At 40.4% G+C, this 20,455-nt stretch carries 22 protein-coding genes; 21 read left to right on the top strand and 1 reads right to left on the bottom strand.

What is annotated here, in order from left to right; all coding sequences use genetic code 11:
- Nucleotides 1-20 precede the first annotated feature (20 nt).
- The 10 genes from ruvB to BQ2683_RS12435 all read left to right on the top strand — a co-directional run bounded on the left by ruvB (nt 21) and on the right by BQ2683_RS12435 (nt 11,150).
- Entirely contained in the window at nt 21-1,055 is a 1,035-nt protein-coding gene (gene ruvB, locus BQ2683_RS12480; protein WP_069989365.1) for a Holliday junction branch migration DNA helicase RuvB, read from the top strand.
- Between the two features lie 36 nt (nt 1,056-1,091).
- Complete coding sequence (gene glmM, locus BQ2683_RS12475; RefSeq protein ID WP_069989364.1) at nt 1,092-2,441, top strand: phosphoglucosamine mutase; 1,350 nt, start codon at nt 1,092-1,094, stop codon at nt 2,439-2,441.
- Between the two features lie 22 nt (nt 2,442-2,463).
- A complete protein-coding gene (locus BQ2683_RS12470) occupies nt 2,464-3,330 on the top strand; it encodes a class I SAM-dependent methyltransferase (RefSeq protein ID WP_069989362.1) in 867 nt (288 codons plus the stop codon).
- A gap of 69 nt (nt 3,331-3,399) precedes the next feature.
- The gene (locus tag BQ2683_RS12465; protein ID WP_069989360.1) at nt 3,400-4,242 is read left to right on the top strand and encodes an energy-coupling factor transporter ATPase; all 843 of its coding nucleotides are present in this window, start codon (nt 3,400-3,402) and stop codon (nt 4,240-4,242) included.
- A gap of 4 nt (nt 4,243-4,246) precedes the next feature.
- Nucleotides 4,247-5,113, top strand: a complete 867-nt coding sequence (locus tag BQ2683_RS12460) for an energy-coupling factor transporter ATPase (protein ID WP_069989358.1) — start codon at nt 4,247-4,249, stop codon at nt 5,111-5,113.
- Nucleotides 5,107-5,919, top strand: a complete 813-nt coding sequence (locus BQ2683_RS12455; protein ID WP_069989356.1) for an energy-coupling factor transporter transmembrane component T family protein — start codon at nt 5,107-5,109, stop codon at nt 5,917-5,919. The genes BQ2683_RS12460 and BQ2683_RS12455 overlap by 7 nt, the downstream gene beginning before the upstream one ends.
- A gap of 9 nt (nt 5,920-5,928) precedes the next feature.
- Entirely contained in the window at nt 5,929-6,663 is a 735-nt protein-coding gene (gene truA, locus BQ2683_RS12450) for a tRNA pseudouridine(38-40) synthase TruA (RefSeq protein WP_069989354.1), read from the top strand.
- Between the two features lie 200 nt (nt 6,664-6,863).
- Nucleotides 6,864-8,000 (top strand): DUF5711 family protein, encoded by a 1,137-nt coding sequence (locus tag BQ2683_RS12445; RefSeq protein WP_069989353.1) that lies wholly within the window; start codon nt 6,864-6,866, stop codon nt 7,998-8,000.
- A 13-nt stretch (nt 8,001-8,013) separates the two neighbouring features.
- On the top strand, nt 8,014-8,715 hold the full coding sequence (locus BQ2683_RS12440; RefSeq protein WP_069989352.1) for a CvpA family protein: 702 nt from the start codon (nt 8,014-8,016) through the stop codon (nt 8,713-8,715).
- A gap of 152 nt (nt 8,716-8,867) precedes the next feature.
- Nucleotides 8,868-11,150, top strand: coding sequence for an ATP-dependent Clp protease ATP-binding subunit (locus BQ2683_RS12435; protein ID WP_069989351.1), 2,283 nt, complete (start codon nt 8,868-8,870; stop codon nt 11,148-11,150).
- 92 nt (nt 11,151-11,242) lie between these two features.
- Here BQ2683_RS12435 and BQ2683_RS12430 read toward each other — a convergent pair whose 3' ends face one another.
- A complete protein-coding gene (locus BQ2683_RS12430) occupies nt 11,243-11,770 on the bottom strand; it encodes a cysteine hydrolase family protein (protein WP_069989349.1) in 528 nt (175 codons plus the stop codon).
- A 90-nt stretch (nt 11,771-11,860) separates the two neighbouring features.
- Here BQ2683_RS12430 and BQ2683_RS12425 point away from each other — a divergent pair, with 90 nt between their 5' ends.
- From BQ2683_RS12425 to BQ2683_RS12375, 11 genes are all read left to right on the top strand, one after another.
- On the top strand, nt 11,861-12,055 hold the full coding sequence (locus BQ2683_RS12425) for a hypothetical protein (RefSeq protein WP_069989347.1): 195 nt from the start codon (nt 11,861-11,863) through the stop codon (nt 12,053-12,055).
- Between the two features lie 102 nt (nt 12,056-12,157).
- Nucleotides 12,158-12,961, top strand: coding sequence for a hypothetical protein (locus BQ2683_RS12420; RefSeq protein WP_187118745.1), 804 nt, complete (start codon nt 12,158-12,160; stop codon nt 12,959-12,961).
- 176 nt (nt 12,962-13,137) lie between these two features.
- The gene (thyX, locus tag BQ2683_RS12415) at nt 13,138-13,917 is read left to right on the top strand and encodes an FAD-dependent thymidylate synthase (protein WP_069989345.1); all 780 of its coding nucleotides are present in this window, start codon (nt 13,138-13,140) and stop codon (nt 13,915-13,917) included.
- A 1-nt stretch (nt 13,918) separates the two neighbouring features.
- The gene (locus BQ2683_RS12410) at nt 13,919-14,155 is read left to right on the top strand and encodes a DUF896 domain-containing protein (RefSeq protein ID WP_069989343.1); all 237 of its coding nucleotides are present in this window, start codon (nt 13,919-13,921) and stop codon (nt 14,153-14,155) included.
- Nucleotides 14,155-14,817, top strand: a complete 663-nt coding sequence (locus BQ2683_RS12405) for a dTMP kinase (protein ID WP_069989341.1) — start codon at nt 14,155-14,157, stop codon at nt 14,815-14,817. Before BQ2683_RS12410 ends, BQ2683_RS12405 begins: the two co-directional genes overlap by 1 nt.
- 7 nt (nt 14,818-14,824) lie before the next feature.
- The gene (locus BQ2683_RS12400) at nt 14,825-15,721 is read left to right on the top strand and encodes a DUF2156 domain-containing protein (RefSeq protein ID WP_069989339.1); all 897 of its coding nucleotides are present in this window, start codon (nt 14,825-14,827) and stop codon (nt 15,719-15,721) included.
- Between the two features lie 7 nt (nt 15,722-15,728).
- Nucleotides 15,729-16,550 carry a GNAT family N-acetyltransferase gene (locus BQ2683_RS12395; protein ID WP_159427384.1) on the top strand — a complete coding sequence of 274 codons (822 nt, stop codon included), beginning with the start codon at nt 15,729-15,731 and terminating at the stop codon, nt 16,548-16,550.
- 13 nt (nt 16,551-16,563) lie between these two features.
- Complete coding sequence (locus BQ2683_RS12390) at nt 16,564-17,100, top strand: DJ-1 family glyoxalase III (RefSeq protein ID WP_069989334.1); 537 nt, start codon at nt 16,564-16,566, stop codon at nt 17,098-17,100.
- Nucleotides 17,094-17,690 carry a 5-formyltetrahydrofolate cyclo-ligase gene (locus BQ2683_RS12385; RefSeq protein ID WP_069989332.1) on the top strand — a complete coding sequence of 199 codons (597 nt, stop codon included), beginning with the start codon at nt 17,094-17,096 and terminating at the stop codon, nt 17,688-17,690. Before BQ2683_RS12390 ends, BQ2683_RS12385 begins: the two co-directional genes overlap by 7 nt.
- A gap of 10 nt (nt 17,691-17,700) precedes the next feature.
- Nucleotides 17,701-18,957 carry an endolytic transglycosylase MltG gene (gene mltG / locus BQ2683_RS12380; RefSeq protein ID WP_069989330.1) on the top strand — a complete coding sequence of 419 codons (1,257 nt, stop codon included), beginning with the start codon at nt 17,701-17,703 and terminating at the stop codon, nt 18,955-18,957.
- A 14-nt stretch (nt 18,958-18,971) separates the two neighbouring features.
- Nucleotides 18,972-20,210 carry a peptidase U32 family protein gene (locus BQ2683_RS12375; RefSeq protein WP_069989328.1) on the top strand — a complete coding sequence of 413 codons (1,239 nt, stop codon included), beginning with the start codon at nt 18,972-18,974 and terminating at the stop codon, nt 20,208-20,210.
- The last annotated feature ends 245 nt before the right edge of the window (nt 20,211-20,455 follow it).

Raw genomic sequence — 20,455 nt, 5'->3', positions numbered from 1 at the left:
AGGAGGAAAAGAACATCAGTATGTTTGACCGTGAAACGGATTTTGAAAGCCGGATTACTACACCGGATTTTTCTCCAGAAGATATGGATGTAGAGTTTACGTTGCGTCCGAAAACCTTAAAAGAATATATTGGCCAGGACAAAGCAAAAGAAAATTTGAGTATTTATATTGAAGCGGCCCGCCAACGTGGGGAGCCTTTGGACCATGTCTTGTTATACGGACCTCCTGGGCTTGGAAAAACCACCTTGTCTATGATTATCGCCAACGAGATGAACGTCAATATCCGTGTCACCTCGGGCCCAGCTATTGAAAAACCAGGGGATTTGGCGGCGTTGCTTTCCAACTTGAATGAAAATGATGTGTTGTTTATTGATGAGATCCACCGGCTTTCCAGGGCGGTAGAAGAAGTATTGTATCCAGCCATGGAAGACTATGCGTTGGATATTATCATAGGCAAAGGGCCTGCTGCCCGCTCTATCCGCATTGACCTGCCAAAATTTACACTGGTAGGGGCTACAACCCGTGCGGGACAATTGACCGCTCCGTTGCGTGACCGATTCGGCGTTATTTTACGGCTGGAACTTTACAATGAAGAACAGCTTTCGGAAATTATTATGAGGAGCGCCAGCCTGCTGGAAATTCCTTGTGAAAGGGATGGGGCTTTGGAACTGGCAAAGCGTTCTCGTGGTACGCCTCGTATCGCCAACCGTTTACTAAAACGTGTTCGTGATTTTGCCCAGGTGTTGGGAGATGGCGTGATTACCAAAAAAATTGTAGATTCCTCCCTGCAAAAATTAGAGATTGATGAACTTGGTCTGGAGCCATTGGACCGCCGGATGCTAACTACCATGATTAAAAACTACAATGGTGGACCAGTTGGGTTAGAAACCATAGCTGCTATTTTGGGGGAAGAAGCGGTTACTATTGAGGATGTTTATGAGCCTTATTTGATGCAGTTGGGCTTTTTGTCCCGTACTCCTCGTGGAAGATGTGTCACCTCATTGGCGTACCAGCATCTTGGAATCAGCCAGGATGGACAGCAAACATTAATATAAATAGAAAATGGATTATTCGAATAGGAGAGATTACATATGGGTCGTTTATTTGGAACAGATGGTGCGAGAGGAATCGCGAATACCGAGTTAACCTGTGAATTAGCAATGCAGATTGGACGTGCTGCGGCAGTGGTATTGACACGGCATAGCCAAGAAGAAAAGCCAATGATTTTGATTGGGCGGGATACCCGTATTTCATCTAAAATGCTGGAAGCTGCACTGGTAGCTGGCTTATGTTCTGTAGGTGCGGATGTCACCTTAATCGGTGTAATTCCTACCCCCGCAGTTGCTTATTTGGTGGGAAAATATGGATGTGACGCTGGGATTATGATTTCTGCATCCCATAATCCGGTGGAATTTAATGGAATTAAAATTTTTAATAACCAAGGCTATAAACTGTCTGATGAGATTGAAAATGAGATTGAAGCTTTAATTTTGGACACCCCTGATCAAATTCCATTGAAACAAGGGGTAGAATTGGGTAGAGTGTTCCAGCGCCGTTCCGCTGTCCATGACTATGTCAACCACATTGCAAGCAGTATTGATGGGGATTTGAAAGGGTTACGGATTGCTGTGGACTGCGCGAATGGCAGCGCCAGCACAACCGCTGATTTATTGTTCCGCAGTTTAGGTGCGGATCCAGTGATTATCCATGCGGAACCAAACGGGGAAAATATCAACGACCGTTGTGGTTCTACTCATATGGAAAGTTTACGTGTCTATATGATGGAACATAACTGTCAGGCTGCAGTTGCCTTTGACGGAGATGCGGATCGTTGCCTTGCGATTGACGAAAATGGTGATGACGTAGATGGCGATAAAATGATTGCCATTTTCGCTAAGGATATGAAAGAACGTGGCTGCCTAGCAAATGATACTGCGGTAGTTACTGTAATGACCAATCTAGGCTTTTTCCACTTTACTGAAAAAGAGGGTATCAAGACTGTCGCTACCAAGGTAGGCGACCGTTATGTACTGGAAAATATGCGTCAAAATGGCCATGTGTTAGGTGGGGAACAATCCGGACATATTATTTTTAGCGATTATGCTTCTACCGGGGATGGACAACTTTCTGCAGTACAATTGCTGAGCATTATGAAACGCACAGGAAAATCTTTGTCTGAGCTGGCTTCTATTATGGAACGATTCCCACAGGTACTGTTGAGCGTACAAGCGGACGCAGCAGCGAAAGATAAATTTAATCAAGATGAAGACTTAAAACAGATGATTGCGGATAGGGATGATGCCTTAGGGAAAGATGGTAGAATTTTAGTCCGTCCATCCGGTACAGAACCAATTATCCGTGTGATGGTAGAAGGAAAAGACCATCAGGAAATTACAAATATCGCAAAGGAAATTGTATCTTTAATCGAGTCCAGAATTTAATGAGTAAGAAGGGAGTATGCAGATGAGAGTTGCAGCGGATTGGAAGGATTATGAAATTATAGATACTTCCAACGGAGAAAAATTAGAGCGTTGGGGGAAAGAGTTCTTTATTCGTCCAGATCCACAGGTGATTTGGCATACTCCACATCAGCATCCTTCCTGGAACCAGATACATGCTCATTATCATCGTTCCAATAGTGGGGGCGGCTCCTGGGAATTTTTAAAGCCCATTCAATCCCCAAAAACAATCTCTTATAAAGGGTTGCGTTTTAAAATAGAACCCACTGGCTTTAAACATATGGGACTATTTCCAGAACAGGCTGTTAACTGGGATTATTTTCGGGAACTCATTCAGTCAAGTGAGCGGCCAATCCAGGTATTAAACCTGTTTTCCTATACCGGTGGGGCAACCCTTGCCTGCGCAGCAGCGGGAGCTTCTGTTTGCCATGTAGACGCCTCAAAAGGGATTGTTTCTTGGGCAAGGGAAAACGCCGTTTTATCCAAGTTGTCTGATCGGCCAATCCGTTGGATTATTGATGACTGTGAAAAATTTGTGATGCGGGAAATCCGCCGTGGCAGAAAATATGATGCCATTATTATGGACCCACCTTCTTATGGAAGAGGGCCAGGCGGTGAAGTTTGGAAACTGGAAGATAAAATTTATGATTTGCTCAACCTGTGTTCCCAGGTATTATCCGACCAGCCACTTTTCTTTGCGTTAAATTCTTATACCACAGGGTTATCCCCTTCTGTTATGAGCTATCTGTTGGGAACAACAGTGGGAACCCGGTTCCGTTCTATTACAGCGGATGAAATCGGGTTACCAGTGAGCAATTCTGGCTTTGTGTTGCCTTGCGGTTCTACTGCGATCGCGGTAAATGAAATCTGAATAAATGTTACAATCAAAACCGCCCGACCTGGCTTTTCAGGCGGACAGGAGTTCAACTAGGAGAACTTTATGAATGAAATGATTCAAACAAAAGATTTGTGTTTTGAATACCAAGGGGAAGAACAAAATACCCAGGTGCTAAAACAGATGAACCTTTCAATCCGTAAAGGGGAATTTATAGCTGTTTTAGGGCACAATGGTTCTGGAAAATCCACCCTTGCCAAACACTTTAATTCCATATTGATCCCTACCAGCGGTACAGTATATGTGGAGGGAATTGATACTTCTCAGGAAGAATTGGTGTTTGACGTGCGTCAGCGGGTTGGCATGGTATTTCAAAATCCAGATAACCAGATTGTAGCCACCTTAGTGGAAGAAGATGTGGCGTTTGCCCCTGAGAATTTAGGAGTACCACCGGAAGAAATCAGAAGTAGGGTAGATTATTCCCTCAAGGCGGTGGGAATGTACGAATACCGCAACCGTGCCCCACATCAGTTGTCCGGCGGACAGAAACAGCGTGTTGCGATAGCCGGGATTATCGCTATGCAGCCGGATTGTATTGTATTGGATGAAGCTACTGCTATGTTGGACCCAAGAGGGCGGCGAGAAGTGCTGGAAACAATCCAAAAGTTAAACCGTGAATTGGGGACAACCATTGTCCATATTACCCATTACATGGAAGAAGCGGTTTTAGCGAACCGTGTGGTTGTGGTAGACAATGGAGAGATTTTATTGGATGGAACGCCAAACGAGGTATTCCGCCACGTAGAACAATTAAAACAGGTGGGGTTGGATGTCCCTCAAGTAACTGAACTCATGTATGAGCTGCGCAAAGATGGCTTTGATGTACCGGAAGATGTATTGACAGAGCAGCAATGTGTGGCAATCTTATCAAAGTTATTGGAGGGTTAAGACGGTGGCAATTATTAAAACAGAACATCTTGTGTATACCTACAATACAGGAACACCACAACAAAAAGTTGCGGTGGACGATGTCAATTTAGAAATTGAACAAGGGGAGTTTGTCGGGGTAATCGGCCATACTGGTTCTGGTAAATCCACCTTGATTCAGCATTTAAATGGTCTGCTTGCCCCCTCTTCTGGAAAAGTATATGTGGATGGGGAGGACATCTGGGCAGATAAATCCAAGCTGCGCCAAGTCCGCTTTAAGGTTGGTCTGGTGTTCCAATATCCAGAATATCAGTTATTCGAAGAAACAGTGGCAAAAGATATTGCGTTTGGTCCAAAAAATATGGGGTTATCGGAAGAAGAAATTGACCAACGGGTACAAGAAGCCGCTGAGTTCGTCGGGCTGCCTAAAAGCTATATGGAAAAAAGCCCATTTGAACTATCCGGTGGACAGAAACGTCGTGTAGCCATTGCTGGGGTAATTGCCATGCGTCCAAAAGTGTTAATTTTGGACGAGCCTACAGCGGGGCTTGATCCAAAAGGACGGAAGAAGATTTTGGGGCAGATTCAGGAATATCATCGCCAGGAACAGAATACGATCCTGTTGGTTTCCCACAGCATGGAAGATGTGGCGCAATATGCTTCTAAAGTCTTAGTTATGAACAATTCCAGATTATTTGCCTATGATACTGTGGATGAAGTTTTCTCTAAAATAGAACAGCTCAAAGAAATGGGGCTTTCTGTACCACAGTTGTCTGAGGTGTTTTACCAGTTGCGCCAAAAAGGGTTTGACGTCAACACCAATATTTATACAGTAGAACAGGCAAAAGAAGAATTGTTGAGAGCGTTGAAGAAAGGAACCGAATTATGCTGAAAGATATTACCATAGGACAATACTTTCCAGGGAATTCGGTTGTACATCGTGCCGACCCCAGGACAAAAATTATCTTAACATTTGTTTATATCGTGTTGCTGTTTTTGATTGATAATCCAATTGGATATATTTTAACTATTGGGTTTACACTATTTTTGTATGGAATTGCACGCATTCCAGTAAAAATGATTTTAAAAAGTTTAAAACCAATTATTCCAATTTTGATTTTTACGGCTATTTTAAACATGTTTTTTGTTTCGGGCGATCCGTTGGTGAAATTTTGGATTTTTTCCATTAGTGGGAAAGGAATTAAAACCGCAATTACCATGGCAATCCGGATTTTATGTCTGATTGCGGGGTCATCCATATTGACGTATACCACATTACCGATTTCATTGACCGATGGGATTGAACATCTACTCCGGCCATTGAAAAAACTCCATTTTCCAGTTCATGAACTAGCGATGATGATGACAATCGCTTTGCGGTTTATCCCTACTTTGATTGAGGAAACGGATAAAATCATGTGTGCCCAAAAGGCAAGGGGGGCGGATATGGAAAGTGGAAATCTGCTGCAAAGAGCAAAAGCGTTGATTCCAATTTTGATTCCGTTATTTATTTCCGCTTTCCGACGTGCAGAGGAACTGGCTATGGCAATGGAAGCCCGCTGCTATCATGGTGGGGAAGGCAGGACCAGATTAAAACAGTTGAAATACTCTAAAGTGGATTTCGGATGTTACATTATTATGGTGCTATTAATTGCCGCTATTATTTGTTTAAATTTATTTGTACCATCATTTTTTTAAAGGATCACTATGAGAAACCTTTTATTTGAAATTTCTTATAATGGAAGCCGTTATCATGGATGGCAGGTACAGCAGAATGCAATTACTGTCCAGCAGGTAGTACAGGATAGTATTGAAAGGCTTTTTCAGAAACGCCTGGATATTTCCGGATGTTCCCGGACAGACACTGGAGTACATGCCAACCAATATTTTTTCCATATGAAAACCGAGTCTAAAATTCCTTGTAACAATATACAGCGGGCAATGAACACCTCTCTGCCAGATGATATTGTGGTGTTGGGTTGTTCAGAAGCCCCATTGGATTTTCATGCCCGGTACAGCTGTACAGGAAAAGAATATGTTTATCAAATTTGGAACGCGGAATATGGCAACCCTTTTTTGCAGGATATGGTATACCATTACCGCTATCCACTTCGGATAGAGCGTATTCAGCAAGCAATGCAATATTTGCTAGGAACCCATGATTTTTCTGCTTTTTGTGCTTTGCATACCGATGTGGAAGATAAAACTAGGACGATTTTCGATGCCAGAGTAGAGCAAGAAGGAAATTTGATCAAGCTGGTTTTTCGAGGAGATGGGTTTTTATATAATATGGTGCGGATTATGGTAGGAACACTGTTATTTGTATCCGAAGGAAAAATCCAACCAGAGCAGATTCCAGAAATCATCCAAAAGAAGGATAGAAGCTTAGCTGGAAAGACAGCGCCAGCCCGAGGGTTGTATTTAAACCGGATTTTTTATTAACGATATGAACCAAGATATTAAGACTATATTCATGGAAGCGCAATGTATATCCAATAAAATAAAATTAACCATACAAACTGTAGGGACAGTATGAATCATAAATGAAAATGAGTAAAAACAAAATACCATTTATGAGGATGTAGTGCCCTTGCTGATACCATATAAAATGGTTAGCAAAATTTTAGTACAAGGAGAACAAAATGGCACGTGTTAAGAACATAGAAGATTATCGAAAAAAAAGGCGCAAAAAGGTTCTGTTAAGACGTGTGCTGTTTTTTTTATTTATTATTTTTATTGTTCTTGGCGGATGGATGATATATCGTTCTTATCAAAATTCCATTGTAGATCAAGGGGTGGCAGAGCAAAAAAACACCAGTTTTCCTGTCTCATTAAAAGGGGATGCTATAAAAGGCTTTACCATGTGTGGCAGTAATGTTGCGCTGCTAACAGATAAAGAATACATGTTATACAGTGCCAAAGGAAGGACATTGCAAACCGTTCAGCATGGTTATTTTAATCCAAGTATTAAATCTTCTTCTAAACGGATCCTGATTTATGATATTAGTGGAACAAAATTTATGGTGGCGAATAAATCAGGGACTATTTTTGATTTATCGACAGAGCAAAAAATTCTGTTTGGAGAAATTGCGGACAATGGCAATATAGCGATTATAACCCAGGATGACCGTTATCAGTGTCGGCTAACGGTTTATGATTCCACTGGTCAGGAAGTATATAAATGGTATTCGGCAGAAGCACTGGTAACCTCCCTTGATTTTACTGGTTCAGGGAAAGGCTGTGTCCTTACAGCGGTAAACACGAAGTCCGGTATTATGCAGTCAGAGCTGATTAAATTGGACTTTGATAAAGAGCAGGAAATTTTTAAGCAGACAATGGAACAGGGAATGGCCGTATCCGTTGTTGTCAAATCCAGTGGGAAAATACAGATGGTGACGGATACTGCGGTCGTCACATTGGATGGTAATGGAAGCCAGATTTCTAGTTACGATTTTTCAAAAGATTTAAAATATTATGTAAATACATCGGGCTATACTGTTGTGCTGCAGGGGGAAGAAGTAAAAGATAACCAAAAATTAACAGTATTGGATTCCAATGGAGGGACGGTAGCGGAGACGACAATCAACGATCAAATCCGAGATTTGGACACAGATGGAAACTATGTTTATTTATTGACCAACCAACAGGTACAAAAATACAACATGAAATTAGAGTTAAAGGGTTCTATTGAAGACCAGGCTGTGGTTAGCCGCATTATCGGAAAAAACAATACTGTATATGGAGTGAGTACCTCCAAGTTAGAATGCAGTTCGTTGTAATAGGAGGCCAAATATGACCAGTATTATTTTGGATTGCTTTGTAATAGGGCTACTTTGTTTATGTGTTTGGGTTGGATACCGGAAAGGGCTAGTGGCTTCTATTGTTTCGTTAGGTGGATATATCATTTCCCTTTTGGCAGCTACCTGGTTGGGAAAGCTATTTGCCCCCATGGTATTTGAACGTTGGCTTCGATCTGGAATGATTGAGAAGGTTGGAGAACAACTGGCTAGTGCAGGCAGTGTAGAGGAATTACAAGCTGCCGTCAACCAAATTTCAGATAAAATACCCAGCTTTTTAAATGGAATCCTGTTTCAGGGGCAAACAGCTTCGGACTATATGGCATCCCATTTGGGGGATAGCGCCTCTTCGATAGCACAAGATCTGGTAGACCAGTTTTTGGGCCCTGCTACCATTTTTTTATTAGAGTGTATTTTATTTGTCCTTTTGTTTGCTGTTTGTAGGCTGTTAGTTCATATTATTTTAAAAATAGCGGTGACTATCAACTATATACCGGTCATTGGCACGGTGAATGGTTTGTTGGGCGGCTGTGTTGGCGTATTTCAGGCAGGTGTTTACTTATTGTTGTTGGCAATGGTTTGTGAGATTATTATTCTCTTTACCCACGACAGTTTAGGCTGGCTGAATACCCAGCAAATAGAGTCTACCTATTTATTTGCTATGTTTTACCGTTTTAACCCATTACACTTCTTTTAATCTATTTTTATTGCAGTAAGTTCATAAACTCGGTATTTATTCATAATATATTACTTGAATTTCTGTTTTATCCAGTGCATAATGGTATTTGTTATCCCAAAAGAGGGGTTGTATTTTGTGTGGTTCACACTTTACGATAAAAGGAGATCAACATGATTTGTAGCAGATGCAAAAAAAGAATGGCTGTTGTTTATGTATCCCGTCAGGAAAACGGTCAGACAATTAATGAAGGGTTATGTTTAAAATGTGCGAAAGAGCTAAACATTCCTCAAATTAAAGAGATGACTGAAAAAATGGGAATTACAGATGATGATATTGAAAACATGAGCAATCAGTTAATGACCATGATGGAGGAAGACTTTGAGCCAGGTGGAGCGGATGTCATGAATCCATTTGTCAGTGGAATGTTTGGCAATGTCAATGGAAATGAAATGGCAGTACCTGCTGAACAGGATGAGGACACGGAAGAAGATGGTTCCGATAAGGATAAAAAATCCAAAAAGAAAAAGAAAGAAAAATATAAATATTTAACTACTTATTGCACTAATTTAAATTTACGTGCCCGCAATGGGGAACTAGATAATATTATTGGAAGGGATCGGGAAATCTACCGTGTAACCCAGATTTTATCCCGCCGTACCAAAAACAACCCTTGCTTGATTGGAGAACCTGGTGTTGGTAAAACAGCAATTGCGGAGGGGATTGCCCAGAAAATCGAAGCCAAAGAAGTTCCTTTCCGTTTGGCTGACAAAGAGGTTTATTTGCTGGATATGACAGCGTTAGTGGCTGGTACACAATTCCGTGGCCAGTTTGAAAGCCGTGTCAAAGGATTGATCAGCGAAGTAAAAAAAGCTGGCAATGTTATTTTGTTTATTGATGAAGTGCATACTTTAGTGGGAACGGGGGATTCTGAAGGTTCCATGAGTGCCGCCAATATTTTGAAGCCAGCATTATCCCGCGGGGAGATCCAGGTGATTGGTGCCACTACCTTTAATGAATACCGGAAACACATTGAAAATGATTCCGCGTTGGAACGCCGTTTCCAACCAGTTACAGTGGATGAACCTACGATTTCCGAAACTGTTGACATCTTAATGGGGATTAAAAAATACTATGAATTACATCATAGGGTACTGGTATCCCCTGAAATTGTCCGCAGTGCGGTGGAACTTTCCGAACGATATATTACAGACCGTTTTCTGCCAGATAAAGCGATTGACTTGTTGGATGAATCCTGTGCATGCCGCTCATTACGCTGTAAAGAGTTGACGGAATATGACCGTTTGAACAAACAGTTAAAAGAGCTGTACCAGGAAGAGGAAGATTTATCATCTGAAACAGAAAACCCTGATTATGAACGGATTGCCAACGTAAAATCCGAAATCAGCAAAGTAAAAGAACATTTAAAAGAGTTGGAGCCAAAGGTAATGAACATCCGTGTTACCATGGAAGATGTGGCAAGGGTGGTAGAATTATGGACAGGTGTTCCAGCAAATAAAATTCAGCAGAATGATATTAAACGTTTGACCACATTGGAAGATGAACTGAAATCCAAAGTGATCGGGCAGGACCATGCAGTAAAACTGGTAGCGGAAGCAATCAAACGGAATCGTGCCCAATTGAGTAAGCGCCGCCGTCCAGCATCGTTTATTTTTGTTGGTCCAACTGGTGTGGGAAAAACAGAGCTGGTAAAGGTGTTGGCATCTACTTTATTTGACGGGGTTGATCCATTGATCCGTTTGGATATGTCCGAATACATGGAGAAACACGCTGTTTCCCGGTTGGTTGGTTCCCCTCCAGGATATGTGGGGTATGACGATGCTGGCCAGTTGACCGAAAAAGTACGCCGTCGCCCTTATTCTGTCATTTTATTTGACGAGATTGAAAAAGCTCATCCGGATGTGATGAATATCCTGTTGCAGATTCTGGATGAAGGAAAGGTAACAGATTCCCATGGTAGGACTGTAAACTTTGAAAACACAGTCATTGTAATGACTTCCAATGCTGGTTCTAGCACCAAAACTGGTGTGGCAGGCTTTAATAAAACGGAAGACCAGGTGGATCAGGAAAAAGCAGTCCGAGCTTTGTCTGAATTCTTGCGTCCTGAGTTTATGAGCCGTGTGGATGAAATTGTGGTATTCCACCACCTAACCCAGGAGAATATGGAAAAAATCGCCTGCTTAATGTTGGACGAATTGAAAGAAGTATTGGCAGAAAAATACATCAAATTCCATTATGACCAAAAAGCGGTTGTTTACTTGACCAAACAGTCGGATGGAGCTCGTTTTGGCGCTCGTGAATTACGGAAAACTATCCGTAAAAAAGTAGAAGATGGAATCGCGAATATTATGATTACCAACACAGATGAAGTGTTAACATCAATTGAACTTTCCGAACAGGATGGGGAATTACTATTCCAAATAAATCAACAATAGAATAAAAGCCTATTATTGTTATTTGCAATAATAGGCTTTTTTCGATATGGATAGACTTCAAGTTATCTTTTGCTGGATAGGTTTTAATCGGTTTATAAATTTTTTACCTGTATTTGTAGCCCTTGCATCACCTGTAAAGCAGCTTGGTTTAATTGGCTATCATTACTGGCAACACAGTGTGCATCCACAATTACTTCTGCTTCTGGTAAAGCTGTTTTTGCCAAAATTGCGTTGGAGATGACACAGATATTAGAGACGATTCCAACCAGTTCAATTTCTTCATAGTTTCCACGCTGTAAAAAGGAAATCAACTCTAAGGAGCCAAAGCTAGGTTTCAAAATAACAGCGTCTTTCTCCTGTTTTTCTTCCGCTACTTTTCCAAATAGTTTCCAACCTTCTGTATGTTGAATACAATGGACGATGGGAAGATATCTGCCCTCTTTTGTATCCAGGTAGTTCTTCTGGTGGGTGTCAAATGTAAATAGGACATCTTGATTTTCCTGATGATATTGTTTTATTTTTTCGCAAATAGGCTGTTCTAGCTGCTCAGCTTCTGGAAAGCCCAGGCTTCCGTTGACAAAATCCTTTTGATAATCTACCACAATTAATAATTTTTTCACTCCAATACCTCCATTTATAAGAAAAGCTTTTTCTTGTATTATAGCATAAACCAAGTGTAAAGTGGCATGCTATTTTTGAGGTGATTTGTTATGAAATCAGAAATCAATTTAAAAGATTTACCAATGGGTTTGGGAATGGCATTGGCACAAAACACAGACGCAATGAAAAAATTTGTGGATTTATCCAAGCCAGAACAAGCTGCTATTATTGACCATACGCACAGTATTCACAGCAAACAGGAAATGCACGATTATATCAATCAAATTTTTGGAGCAGGGCTATAACTTAGCTGGATTTTAGCACAATTTTGAATCCTTCACATATGATATAGTAAGCAATTGCTTCCGAGGTATACCTCAATATCATTTTATTATAGGAGGATTCTTATGGCAGAAAATCAATTTGGCACATTTGGCTGTGGAAATTCTGACGAATTTAAAGAAGCCGTTTGTATCGATGCCGCAAGGATTTACGATTCCTGTGGAGATAAGGATTGTCTTGCTGACTTAAGGGTGTATTTTACTGATGTTACCCAGCCTATTATCGATACTGCTTACACAGTAAAAGCAAAAAACGTGGATGTTGCCAGCGCCTATTTATCGGTTGAGCCGGTACCGTTTAACAAAGGGTTTTATTCGGTGGACATCACATATTTTTTCTTGGTTCAGTTAGATGCCTATACATCTCCGGTTAATCCGCCGACAGCTGTGTGCGGTTTGGCAACAGCGAACAAAAAAGTAATCTTATATGGCAGCGAAGGCAGTGTAAAAGTATTTACCAACGATCAGAATGAACAGGATTATATTGCGCCAAAATACCTTCCAAAGGCACGTTTGCAGGTGGCACAGCCTATGTTGCTTTCCTGTGATTTGTGTGATTGCCCAGAACCAAACCTGGATTGTTGTATTTCCGTTCCAAGCTGTGTATGCAAACAATTTGAAGGTTCCTTTGAATGTGTATTACCACAAAGGATGGTTACTGTGACAATTGGCTTGTTTTCCATTATCCAGTTGGAACGCCAAGTACAAATGATGATCCCTGTTTATGATTTTTGTATTCCAGATAAGGAATGCACCACCACATCAGATAGTCCTTGCGACATCTTTGAAAAAATTCAATTCCCAGTGGATCAATTTTTCCCACCCCGCATTGATGATTGCAGCAGTGATTGTGGAGAATGCGGCAAATAGTTCCATCAACTCAGGCGGTAAACTTCTGGTTTTATACCAGAGGGAACCGCCTGTTTTTTATCTCTGTATATTTGATTTTATTGATATAATTTGCTATAATAAAAGAATAATTGGCATATTATACAATTTCGTGCCACAATCAATGGAGATAGTACAATATAGGGGGTTCGTTTTACATGAAGGTCCAGTTGATTTCTTATACACCAAACCCAGAAAAAACGGTAGCTTGTGCTGCAAAACTCTGTTATAGTCCCATTGGGATTGATCAGGTTTATGACGGGTTAACCGAAGAAAAAGCCAGGGATTTTGTGGACATGCTATCTAGCATGGGGCATGAGAGCCCTATTGAACATGTCAGCTTTACCTTTGGAATCGAAGGGGTATCTCGTGCATTTTTGGCGCAGGTTACTCGTCACCGTTTAGCATCTTACAGTGTGCAAAGCCAACGCTATGTAAAAGAAAATCAATTTGAATATGTAACACCTCCTGAAATTGAGGCTGATCCAAAGGCAAAAGAGATTTTTATAAAAGCAATGGAACAGGATATGGAGAACTATCATGCCTTGGCTGATCTTTTAGCGCAAAAGCATTACCAGGAATTTTTAGAACAAGGCTGCACAGAAAAACAGGCTCGTTCCAAAGCAGAAAAAAAAGCGATTGAAGACGCCCGTTTTGTTCTACCCAACGCCTGTGATACCAAAATGATTTTAACCATGAATGCTCGTAGTTTGATGAATTTTTTCCATCATCGTTGCTGCAATCGTGCTCAATGGGAAATCCGTGCGGTTGCCAATGAAATGCTGCGGTTGGTTTATCAGGTTGCCCCAGCATTGTTCCGGAATGCAGGACCATCCTGCTTAACTGGAAAATGTCCAGAAGGAAAAATGTCCTGTGGAAAAATGGCAGAAGTAAAGGCCTATTTTGAACAATTAAAGCAGGAAAGCGGGGAAGAATAATATGGAACGGCATCAAGAGATTTTAAACCGAATTAATGAATTGGCAAGGACTGCGAAAGAGCGAGACTTAACCCCTGCGGAACTGGTGGAGCGGAATGAACTGCGCCAGGAATATTTAAAAATGTTCCGTGCAAGTTTTAAACAACAGTTGATGGGAATTAAAGTGGTGGACGAACAGGGAAATGATGTTACTCCAGAAAAATTGAAACAAGCACAAAAAGAGGAGCAAGATAAGTAATGCCAGAACGACACTTAATAGTAATCGATGGCTTGGATGGTAGTGGAAAAGCTACCCAAACAGCATTGTTAGCAGAGTATTTTCAATCCAAAGGAATTCCAGTTCGGCAGGTTACATTTCCTGATTATAACAGTAGGTCATCCGAATTAGTAAAAATGTACCTGAATGGAGAAATTTCTAACAATCCAGAGGATATCAATGCCTATGGTGCTGCTGGATTTTATGCGTCGGACCGTTATATCAGCTATTTGACTGACTGGGGAAAAGATTATCAAAGGGGAACATTAATTTTGTGTGACCGCTATGTCAGTTCCAATGCAATCCATCAAATGGTAAAATTGCAGGAAAAAGATTGGGACTCTTTTTTGGATTGGTTGCAGGATTATGAATATGATAAATTGGGGCTTCCACGTCCGGACCAAATCCTATATTTGGATATGCATCCGGATGTATCCCAGAAATTATTGAGCGCCCGTTATCAAGGGGATAACTCGAAAAAAGATATTCATGAAAGCAATCTGAATTATTTATTAAACTGCCGGAAAGCGGCTTTGTACGCAGCAGAAAAATTGGGTTGGACGGTGATTCCTTGTAGCGATAGCCAACAACCCTATACAATTGAAACTATTTCGGAGCAAATCAAAAGAATCATTGGAAAGTAAGGGTATTATGTTGGAATTAAAAGAGATTGAGTTAACGGACAAACCTTGGGTGGATGAATTACTTTCTTATTCGGATTTCCGCGGATGTGAGTATAGTTTTTCCACCATGTTTTTATGGAAATTTATTTATAAAACCAGAATCGCCCGCGTCGGGGATAGATTAATTGTTGGGTCAATGGTAGACGGAAAAATCAGCTTTTTATTTCCGCCAGGTAAAGGGGAGTTACGGCCGGTAATCCAAGCAATGGAAGAATATTCAGTCCAGTTGGGGCAGCCGTTTTATCTTCACAGTGTCAACAAACAGGCACAGGAACAGCTAGAACAGGAATTCCCAGGAAAATTTGAGTTTACCGAAACTAGGGATTATTTTGATTATATTTATTTCACCGAGAAATTAACTACTCTTTCTGGAAAAAAACTTCATTCTAAGCGGAATCATATTAACCGTTTTTTGGAAAATAATGAGGGTAGATGGTCATATGAACCAATTACACCGGAAAATAAAGAAGAATGCCGACAGATGAACAAACGTTGGTGTGCTGTGAATGACTGCTTGATGGATGATGAAAAATTAAGCGAGCAATGTGCTGTTGCGCAGGCATTTCGGCACTTTGATGCACTAGGATTAAAAGGTGGATTAATCCGTGTGGACGGAGAAGTGGTTGCCTATTGTATGGGGGAACCTTTAAATTCTGATACCTTTGTGGTCCACATTGAAAAAGCGATGTCTGAGATTCAGGGAGCTTATCCAATCATCAACCAACAATTTGTAAAAAATACTTGTCAAGATTATCAATATATCAACCGTGAAGATGATACTGGTGCGGAAGGATTGCGCAAAGCAAAGCTCTCTTATTATCCAGCATTATTAGAAGAAAAATGCAATGCAGTTGCAGTTAGGTGAGAACAGAATGATTGAATTTGCAACCAAACAAGATATTCCAGCGTTACAGGCAATTTGGATGGCATGTTTTAGCGACCCAGATAGCTATATCCAATCTTATTACGAACATCGCGGGGAAGTTGCCAAAACTTTAATTATGCGGGAATCGGATGGAACCGTTTCTTCGATGTTGGATATGATTGATATTACTTTAGTTTCCAATGGTAACCGATATCCAGCTTTTTATATTTATGCTGCTTCCACTTTGCCAGAATATCAGGGGCGTAGGTATATGCACAGTTTGATTGAGTATGCCTGTGATTTTGCGGCAAGAGAAGGAAAAGTCGCTTCACTGTTAATTCCCCAGACAAAAAGCTTGGTAGATTTCTATGAAAAACAGGATTTTACAACACCAATCCTGATTGGACAAAAAGAATACCCAGCAAAAAGCACAGCTTCTATTTTATCCCCTTTATCAGAACAAGAATTTGTTCAGATGAAATTAGAATATGAACGTAACCATTCCAGTTATTTGGAACATAGCCCGGAGATGATTGCTTTAATCTATCAACAGGTAAAGATTGCGGGCGGATTTGTTACCAAAATTGAAACTGAAACAACCAGCTCTTATGCTGTGTATTATAAAGAAAAAAGGAAGTTGTGGGTACAGGAAATTTCCTCCCAGGAGGAAAGCTTAGAAAATGACCTGTCTGCCATTTGTGAGTTTGCGGATGTAAAAAAGGCAGAAGTGTCTTTTCCAGGAAATACAAGGCTTTATGGTTTGGCACGCATTTTACAGCCTTGTGATATTGATTGGACAAAGTTTTATATGAATACAATGTTAGATTAAGGAGGAGTTTATCATGGTATACTTATTTTTAGCAGAAGGTTTTGAGGAAGTGGAAGCGTTAACTCCATTGGATTATCTCCGCCGTGCTGGAGTTGAAGTATGCTCTGTTGGGGTGACGGGGCAGATTGTGACCGGATCTCACGGGATTATGGTACATACGGATATTACTCCAGATCAAGTGAATTTTGACCAGATTGAAATGATTGTACTGCCAGGTGGTATGCCAGGTACTTTAAATTTAGAGAAAAACCAGATTGTCCAACAGGCAATTGATGTTTGTACAGCAAACCATCACATAATTGGTGCAATCTGTGCAGCTCCAAGTATTTTGGGACATAAGGGTTTGTTGCAAGGAAAAAAAGCAACCTGTTTTCCAGGATTTGAACCGGATTTAATCGGAGCGAACTACCAAAATCAACCAGTCTGTGTGGACGGTACGATTATTACTTCCCGTGGGGCTGGAGCCGCTCAACAATTTAGTTTTGCTTTAGTAGAACAGCTTTTGGGTAAGGAGAAAGCCGAAATTCTGGCTCAACAGGTACAATGGTAAAACAGGATATTCGCCCAATAAAACAGGAGCTCCGCCAAAAATATAAACAAATCCGGCGGACCATGGACCCACAGATGAAACAAAAAAAGGATAATGATATTTTTGAAAAGGTCATTTCATTAAAGCAATACCAACAGGCGGATATGTTGATTACGTTTGTTTCCACTGAAATAGAGGTGGATACTCATCAGTTGATGGCACATGCTTGGAGTACAGGCAAACAAGTGGTTGTGCCTCGTTGTATTGATGGAACCCGATTGATGGATTTTTGTGAAATACAATCCATGGAGGATTTAGAACCTAGAACATTTTCTGTATTAGAGCCAAAACAAAATTGTTTTATTTTAAATCAATTTCCAAATTCGTTTTGTATTGTTCCTGGTTTGTCTTTTGATTTATCCGGCTTCCGTTTAGGGTATGGAAAAGGATATTATGACCGGTTTTTAAACCAGTATGATGGAACTACAGTTGGAATTTGTTATTCCAGCTGTTTACACCCATCTTTGCCTCATGGAAAATATGATAGGGCAGTACAATGGCTGGTAACAGAAAAATTTAAGAAGCACCTAGAAAAAAGTAGTAATAAATAGGAGGGAATCCATGTCAGAACAGGAAAAGGATCAACAAAAAATAACGGAAGAACCAGTAAAAGAACAGGAAATTTCGACAGTGTCTGCTTCAGATATACAAGATGATACAGTGATTTTTAGCAGTACTTCTGATAAAGAGTTTTTAGCAGAAGAGGAAGAAAAAAACTCAATAGAACAGCCAAGCCGTAAATCGGTAAAAAAGAAGAAAAAAGGGAAAAAGTGGACAGGATTTTTAGTAGCTGGAATAATTATTATCATTTCTATTGGGCTTGCATTCACTATTTTAACAGGTTTTAACGATGTATTTGCCTTGAGTAAACCGGCGATATCAGCAGATATTGAAATTCCTTCCGGTGCTACTACTGCGCAAATTTCCAAATTACTAAAAGAGGAAGGTATCATTGATCAACCATGGTTATTCCGCTTTGTAGTAAAAATGCGTGGAGAAGGTTCTGGATTTCAGGCGGGAGTCCATAGTTTTAGCGCAAAATGGGACTATGACGCGATTATTGAAGAATTGAATATGGTGCCATCAGAAAATCCGAATGTGATAAAAATTACTTTTCCAGAAGGTTCTACCTTGGATGAAATTGTGCGTTTATTAGAAACGAACGGCGTTTGTGATGGAGACCAGTTCTTGCGGGCTTTAGAGGAGAATTCGTTTGACTTTGCCTATCAGGATATGCTCACAGAGGAAAAGAATGATTCTAAATATCATGTGATGGAAGGATATGCTTTTCCAAATACCTATAATTTCTTTAAAAATGAGGATGCAGAATCTGTTGCGCGTAAGTTTTTACAGGCATTTGATGAACATATGCAAGAAGCAAACCTTTATGAACAGATTAAATCCTCCGAATTTAGTTTGGATGAAGTGATTACATTGGCTTCTATTGTCCAGGCTGAGGCTGGAAGTGTAGAGGACATGCCAAAAATAGCATCTGTTTTAATGAACCGTATCCATAATTCTGACCAATACCCGAAATTGGAATGTGATCCTACTAAAAGTTATGCGAAGGAAATTTCAGGGAATTTAAAATCAGAAGGAACATCGGATGCTATTGCGGAGGCGTATGATACCTACGTTACACCTGGTTTACCCCCAGGGGCAATTTGTAACCCGGGAATTGATGCCATCCAGGCTGTCTTACATCCTGCAACTACAGATTATTATTATTTCTGTGCTAATATTGAAACAAAAGAATGTTTTTATGCAAAAACATTAGAAGAACACAATCAAAACCTGAAAAGAGCCGGTTTAATATAAGGGGGATTTCGTTTTTGAACAATCAAAATCAATCATTTCCAAAATTATTATCTCCAGCAGGGGATTTTGAACGTTTGGTTGCAGCAATTCGTTTTGGTGCGGATGAAGTATATCTTGGGGGTTCCCAATTTGGAATGCGTGCGGTATCCGCAAAGTTTGATTTTCCCATGTTAAAAAAAGCAGTAGATTATGCCCATGAACATGGCGTGCGTGTCTATTTAACTTGTAATACGGTTCCAACCAATGAGGAAGCAGATCAATTACCAGAGTTTTTACAAAATGCACGGGATGCTGGTGTAGATGCTTTTATTATTGCGGATATGGGGGTTTTTGCGGCGGCAAGAGAGTATGCGCCAGAAGTTGAAGTTCATATGTCTACGCAGACAGGGATTGTTAATTACCGTACTGCCAATGAGCTGTATCGTATGGGAGCAAAACGCGTTGTTTTAGCCCGTGAATTAAGTATTGACGATATCCGTACCATTCGAGAAAAAACACCTTCTGATTTGGAAATTGAGGTTTTTGTACATGGCGCCATGTGCATGTCTTTTTCTGGCCGTTGTTTGTTGTCTCATTATCTAGTTGACAGGGACGCTAACCGGGGAGAATGCGCCCAGCCTTGCCGTTGGGGATACCATTTAGTAGAAGAAAAACGCCCAGGCCAGTATTTTCCGATTTTTGAGGATGAAAAAGGGAGCTATATTTTAAATGCCAAAGATCTTTGTTTGATTGAATATATTGACCAGTTGGCACAAGCTGGTGTTACCAGTTTAAAAATTGAAGGAAGGGCAAAATCCTCTTATTATGTTTCAGTTATTACCAATGCTTATCGGATTGCCTTGGATCAATATCAGCGGGATCCAGAACATTTCCAGTTGGAACCTTGGCTGTTGGATGAGGTTTGCAAAGTGAGCCATCGCAGATATAACACAGGATTTTTGCTTGGCCGTCCTGAAGATGGACAGTATTATGAAAATGGTGGCTATTTGAGAAATTTTGATGTTGTGGCAATTGTGGACCGTACAGATGGTGAATTTGCGTATTGCACCCAAAGAAATAAATTTTTGGCTGGGGATACCGTAGAGGTATTGGAGCCGGGCAAAAAACCTTTTGAGATGGTAATCAGTCAGATTTTTGATGAAGAAAACCAATTGGTAGATTCCGCCTGCCATGCAATGATGAAATTTAAAATCCCCTATCAGGGAGTATTACAGACTGGCACAATCATCCGTAAAAATAAAGCGGAATCGTAGTTCTAATTGGCTCCTTTTTACAATAGAAAATTTCTTTTACCATGGCAATAACCTATTTCAATGGATAAAAAATTTTTTCTACATCTAATGGACACTAATTTTGACTATATTTTTAATAAAATGATTAGAAGTCGATTTCTTCCTACTTGTATGGCGATCAGAAGATTTTATAAAAACAGTAAAAAACGCACCTGATAAAACAGGTGCGTTTTTGTATACCTTATTTTTGCTTAAAATGTGCATTA

Source organism: Massilioclostridium coli (genome assembly GCF_900095865.1).
GTDB classification, from domain to species: domain Bacteria; phylum Bacillota; class Clostridia; order Oscillospirales; family Ruminococcaceae; genus Massilioclostridium; species Massilioclostridium facile.
The sequence above is the reverse complement of the archived record's forward strand: the minus strand, read 5'-3'. Positions and strand labels throughout refer to the sequence as shown.

Excerpts from the sequence above, each read along its gene's own strand:
- mltG (WP_069989330.1), top strand. The coding sequence starts at position 17,701 with ATGTCAGAACAGGAAAAGGATCAACAAAAAATAACGGAAGAACCAGTA.
- BQ2683_RS12420 (WP_187118745.1), top strand. The coding sequence starts at position 12,158 with ATGGCAGAAAATCAATTTGGCACATTTGGCTGTGGAAATTCTGACGAA.
- BQ2683_RS12400 (WP_069989339.1), top strand. The coding sequence starts at position 14,825 with ATGTTGGAATTAAAAGAGATTGAGTTAACGGACAAACCTTGGGTGGAT.
- BQ2683_RS12435 (WP_069989351.1), top strand. The coding sequence starts at position 8,868 with ATGATTTGTAGCAGATGCAAAAAAAGAATGGCTGTTGTTTATGTATCC.
- truA (WP_069989354.1), top strand. The coding sequence starts at position 5,929 with ATGAGAAACCTTTTATTTGAAATTTCTTATAATGGAAGCCGTTATCAT.
- ruvB (WP_069989365.1), top strand. The coding sequence starts at position 21 with ATGTTTGACCGTGAAACGGATTTTGAAAGCCGGATTACTACACCGGAT.
- glmM (WP_069989364.1), top strand. The coding sequence starts at position 1,092 with ATGGGTCGTTTATTTGGAACAGATGGTGCGAGAGGAATCGCGAATACC.
- BQ2683_RS12445 (WP_069989353.1), top strand. The coding sequence starts at position 6,864 with ATGGCACGTGTTAAGAACATAGAAGATTATCGAAAAAAAAGGCGCAAA.
- BQ2683_RS12470 (WP_069989362.1), top strand. The coding sequence starts at position 2,464 with ATGAGAGTTGCAGCGGATTGGAAGGATTATGAAATTATAGATACTTCC.
- BQ2683_RS12385 (WP_069989332.1), top strand. The coding sequence starts at position 17,094 with ATGGTAAAACAGGATATTCGCCCAATAAAACAGGAGCTCCGCCAAAAA.
- BQ2683_RS12395 (WP_159427384.1), top strand. The coding sequence starts at position 15,729 with ATGATTGAATTTGCAACCAAACAAGATATTCCAGCGTTACAGGCAATT.
- BQ2683_RS12390 (WP_069989334.1), top strand. The coding sequence starts at position 16,564 with ATGGTATACTTATTTTTAGCAGAAGGTTTTGAGGAAGTGGAAGCGTTA.
- BQ2683_RS12440 (WP_069989352.1), top strand. The coding sequence starts at position 8,014 with ATGACCAGTATTATTTTGGATTGCTTTGTAATAGGGCTACTTTGTTTA.
- BQ2683_RS12425 (WP_069989347.1), top strand. The coding sequence starts at position 11,861 with ATGAAATCAGAAATCAATTTAAAAGATTTACCAATGGGTTTGGGAATG.
- thyX (WP_069989345.1), top strand. The coding sequence starts at position 13,138 with ATGAAGGTCCAGTTGATTTCTTATACACCAAACCCAGAAAAAACGGTA.
- BQ2683_RS12455 (WP_069989356.1), top strand. The coding sequence starts at position 5,107 with ATGCTGAAAGATATTACCATAGGACAATACTTTCCAGGGAATTCGGTT.
- BQ2683_RS12410 (WP_069989343.1), top strand. The coding sequence starts at position 13,919 with ATGGAACGGCATCAAGAGATTTTAAACCGAATTAATGAATTGGCAAGG.
- BQ2683_RS12465 (WP_069989360.1), top strand. The coding sequence starts at position 3,400 with ATGAATGAAATGATTCAAACAAAAGATTTGTGTTTTGAATACCAAGGG.
- BQ2683_RS12405 (WP_069989341.1), top strand. The coding sequence starts at position 14,155 with ATGCCAGAACGACACTTAATAGTAATCGATGGCTTGGATGGTAGTGGA.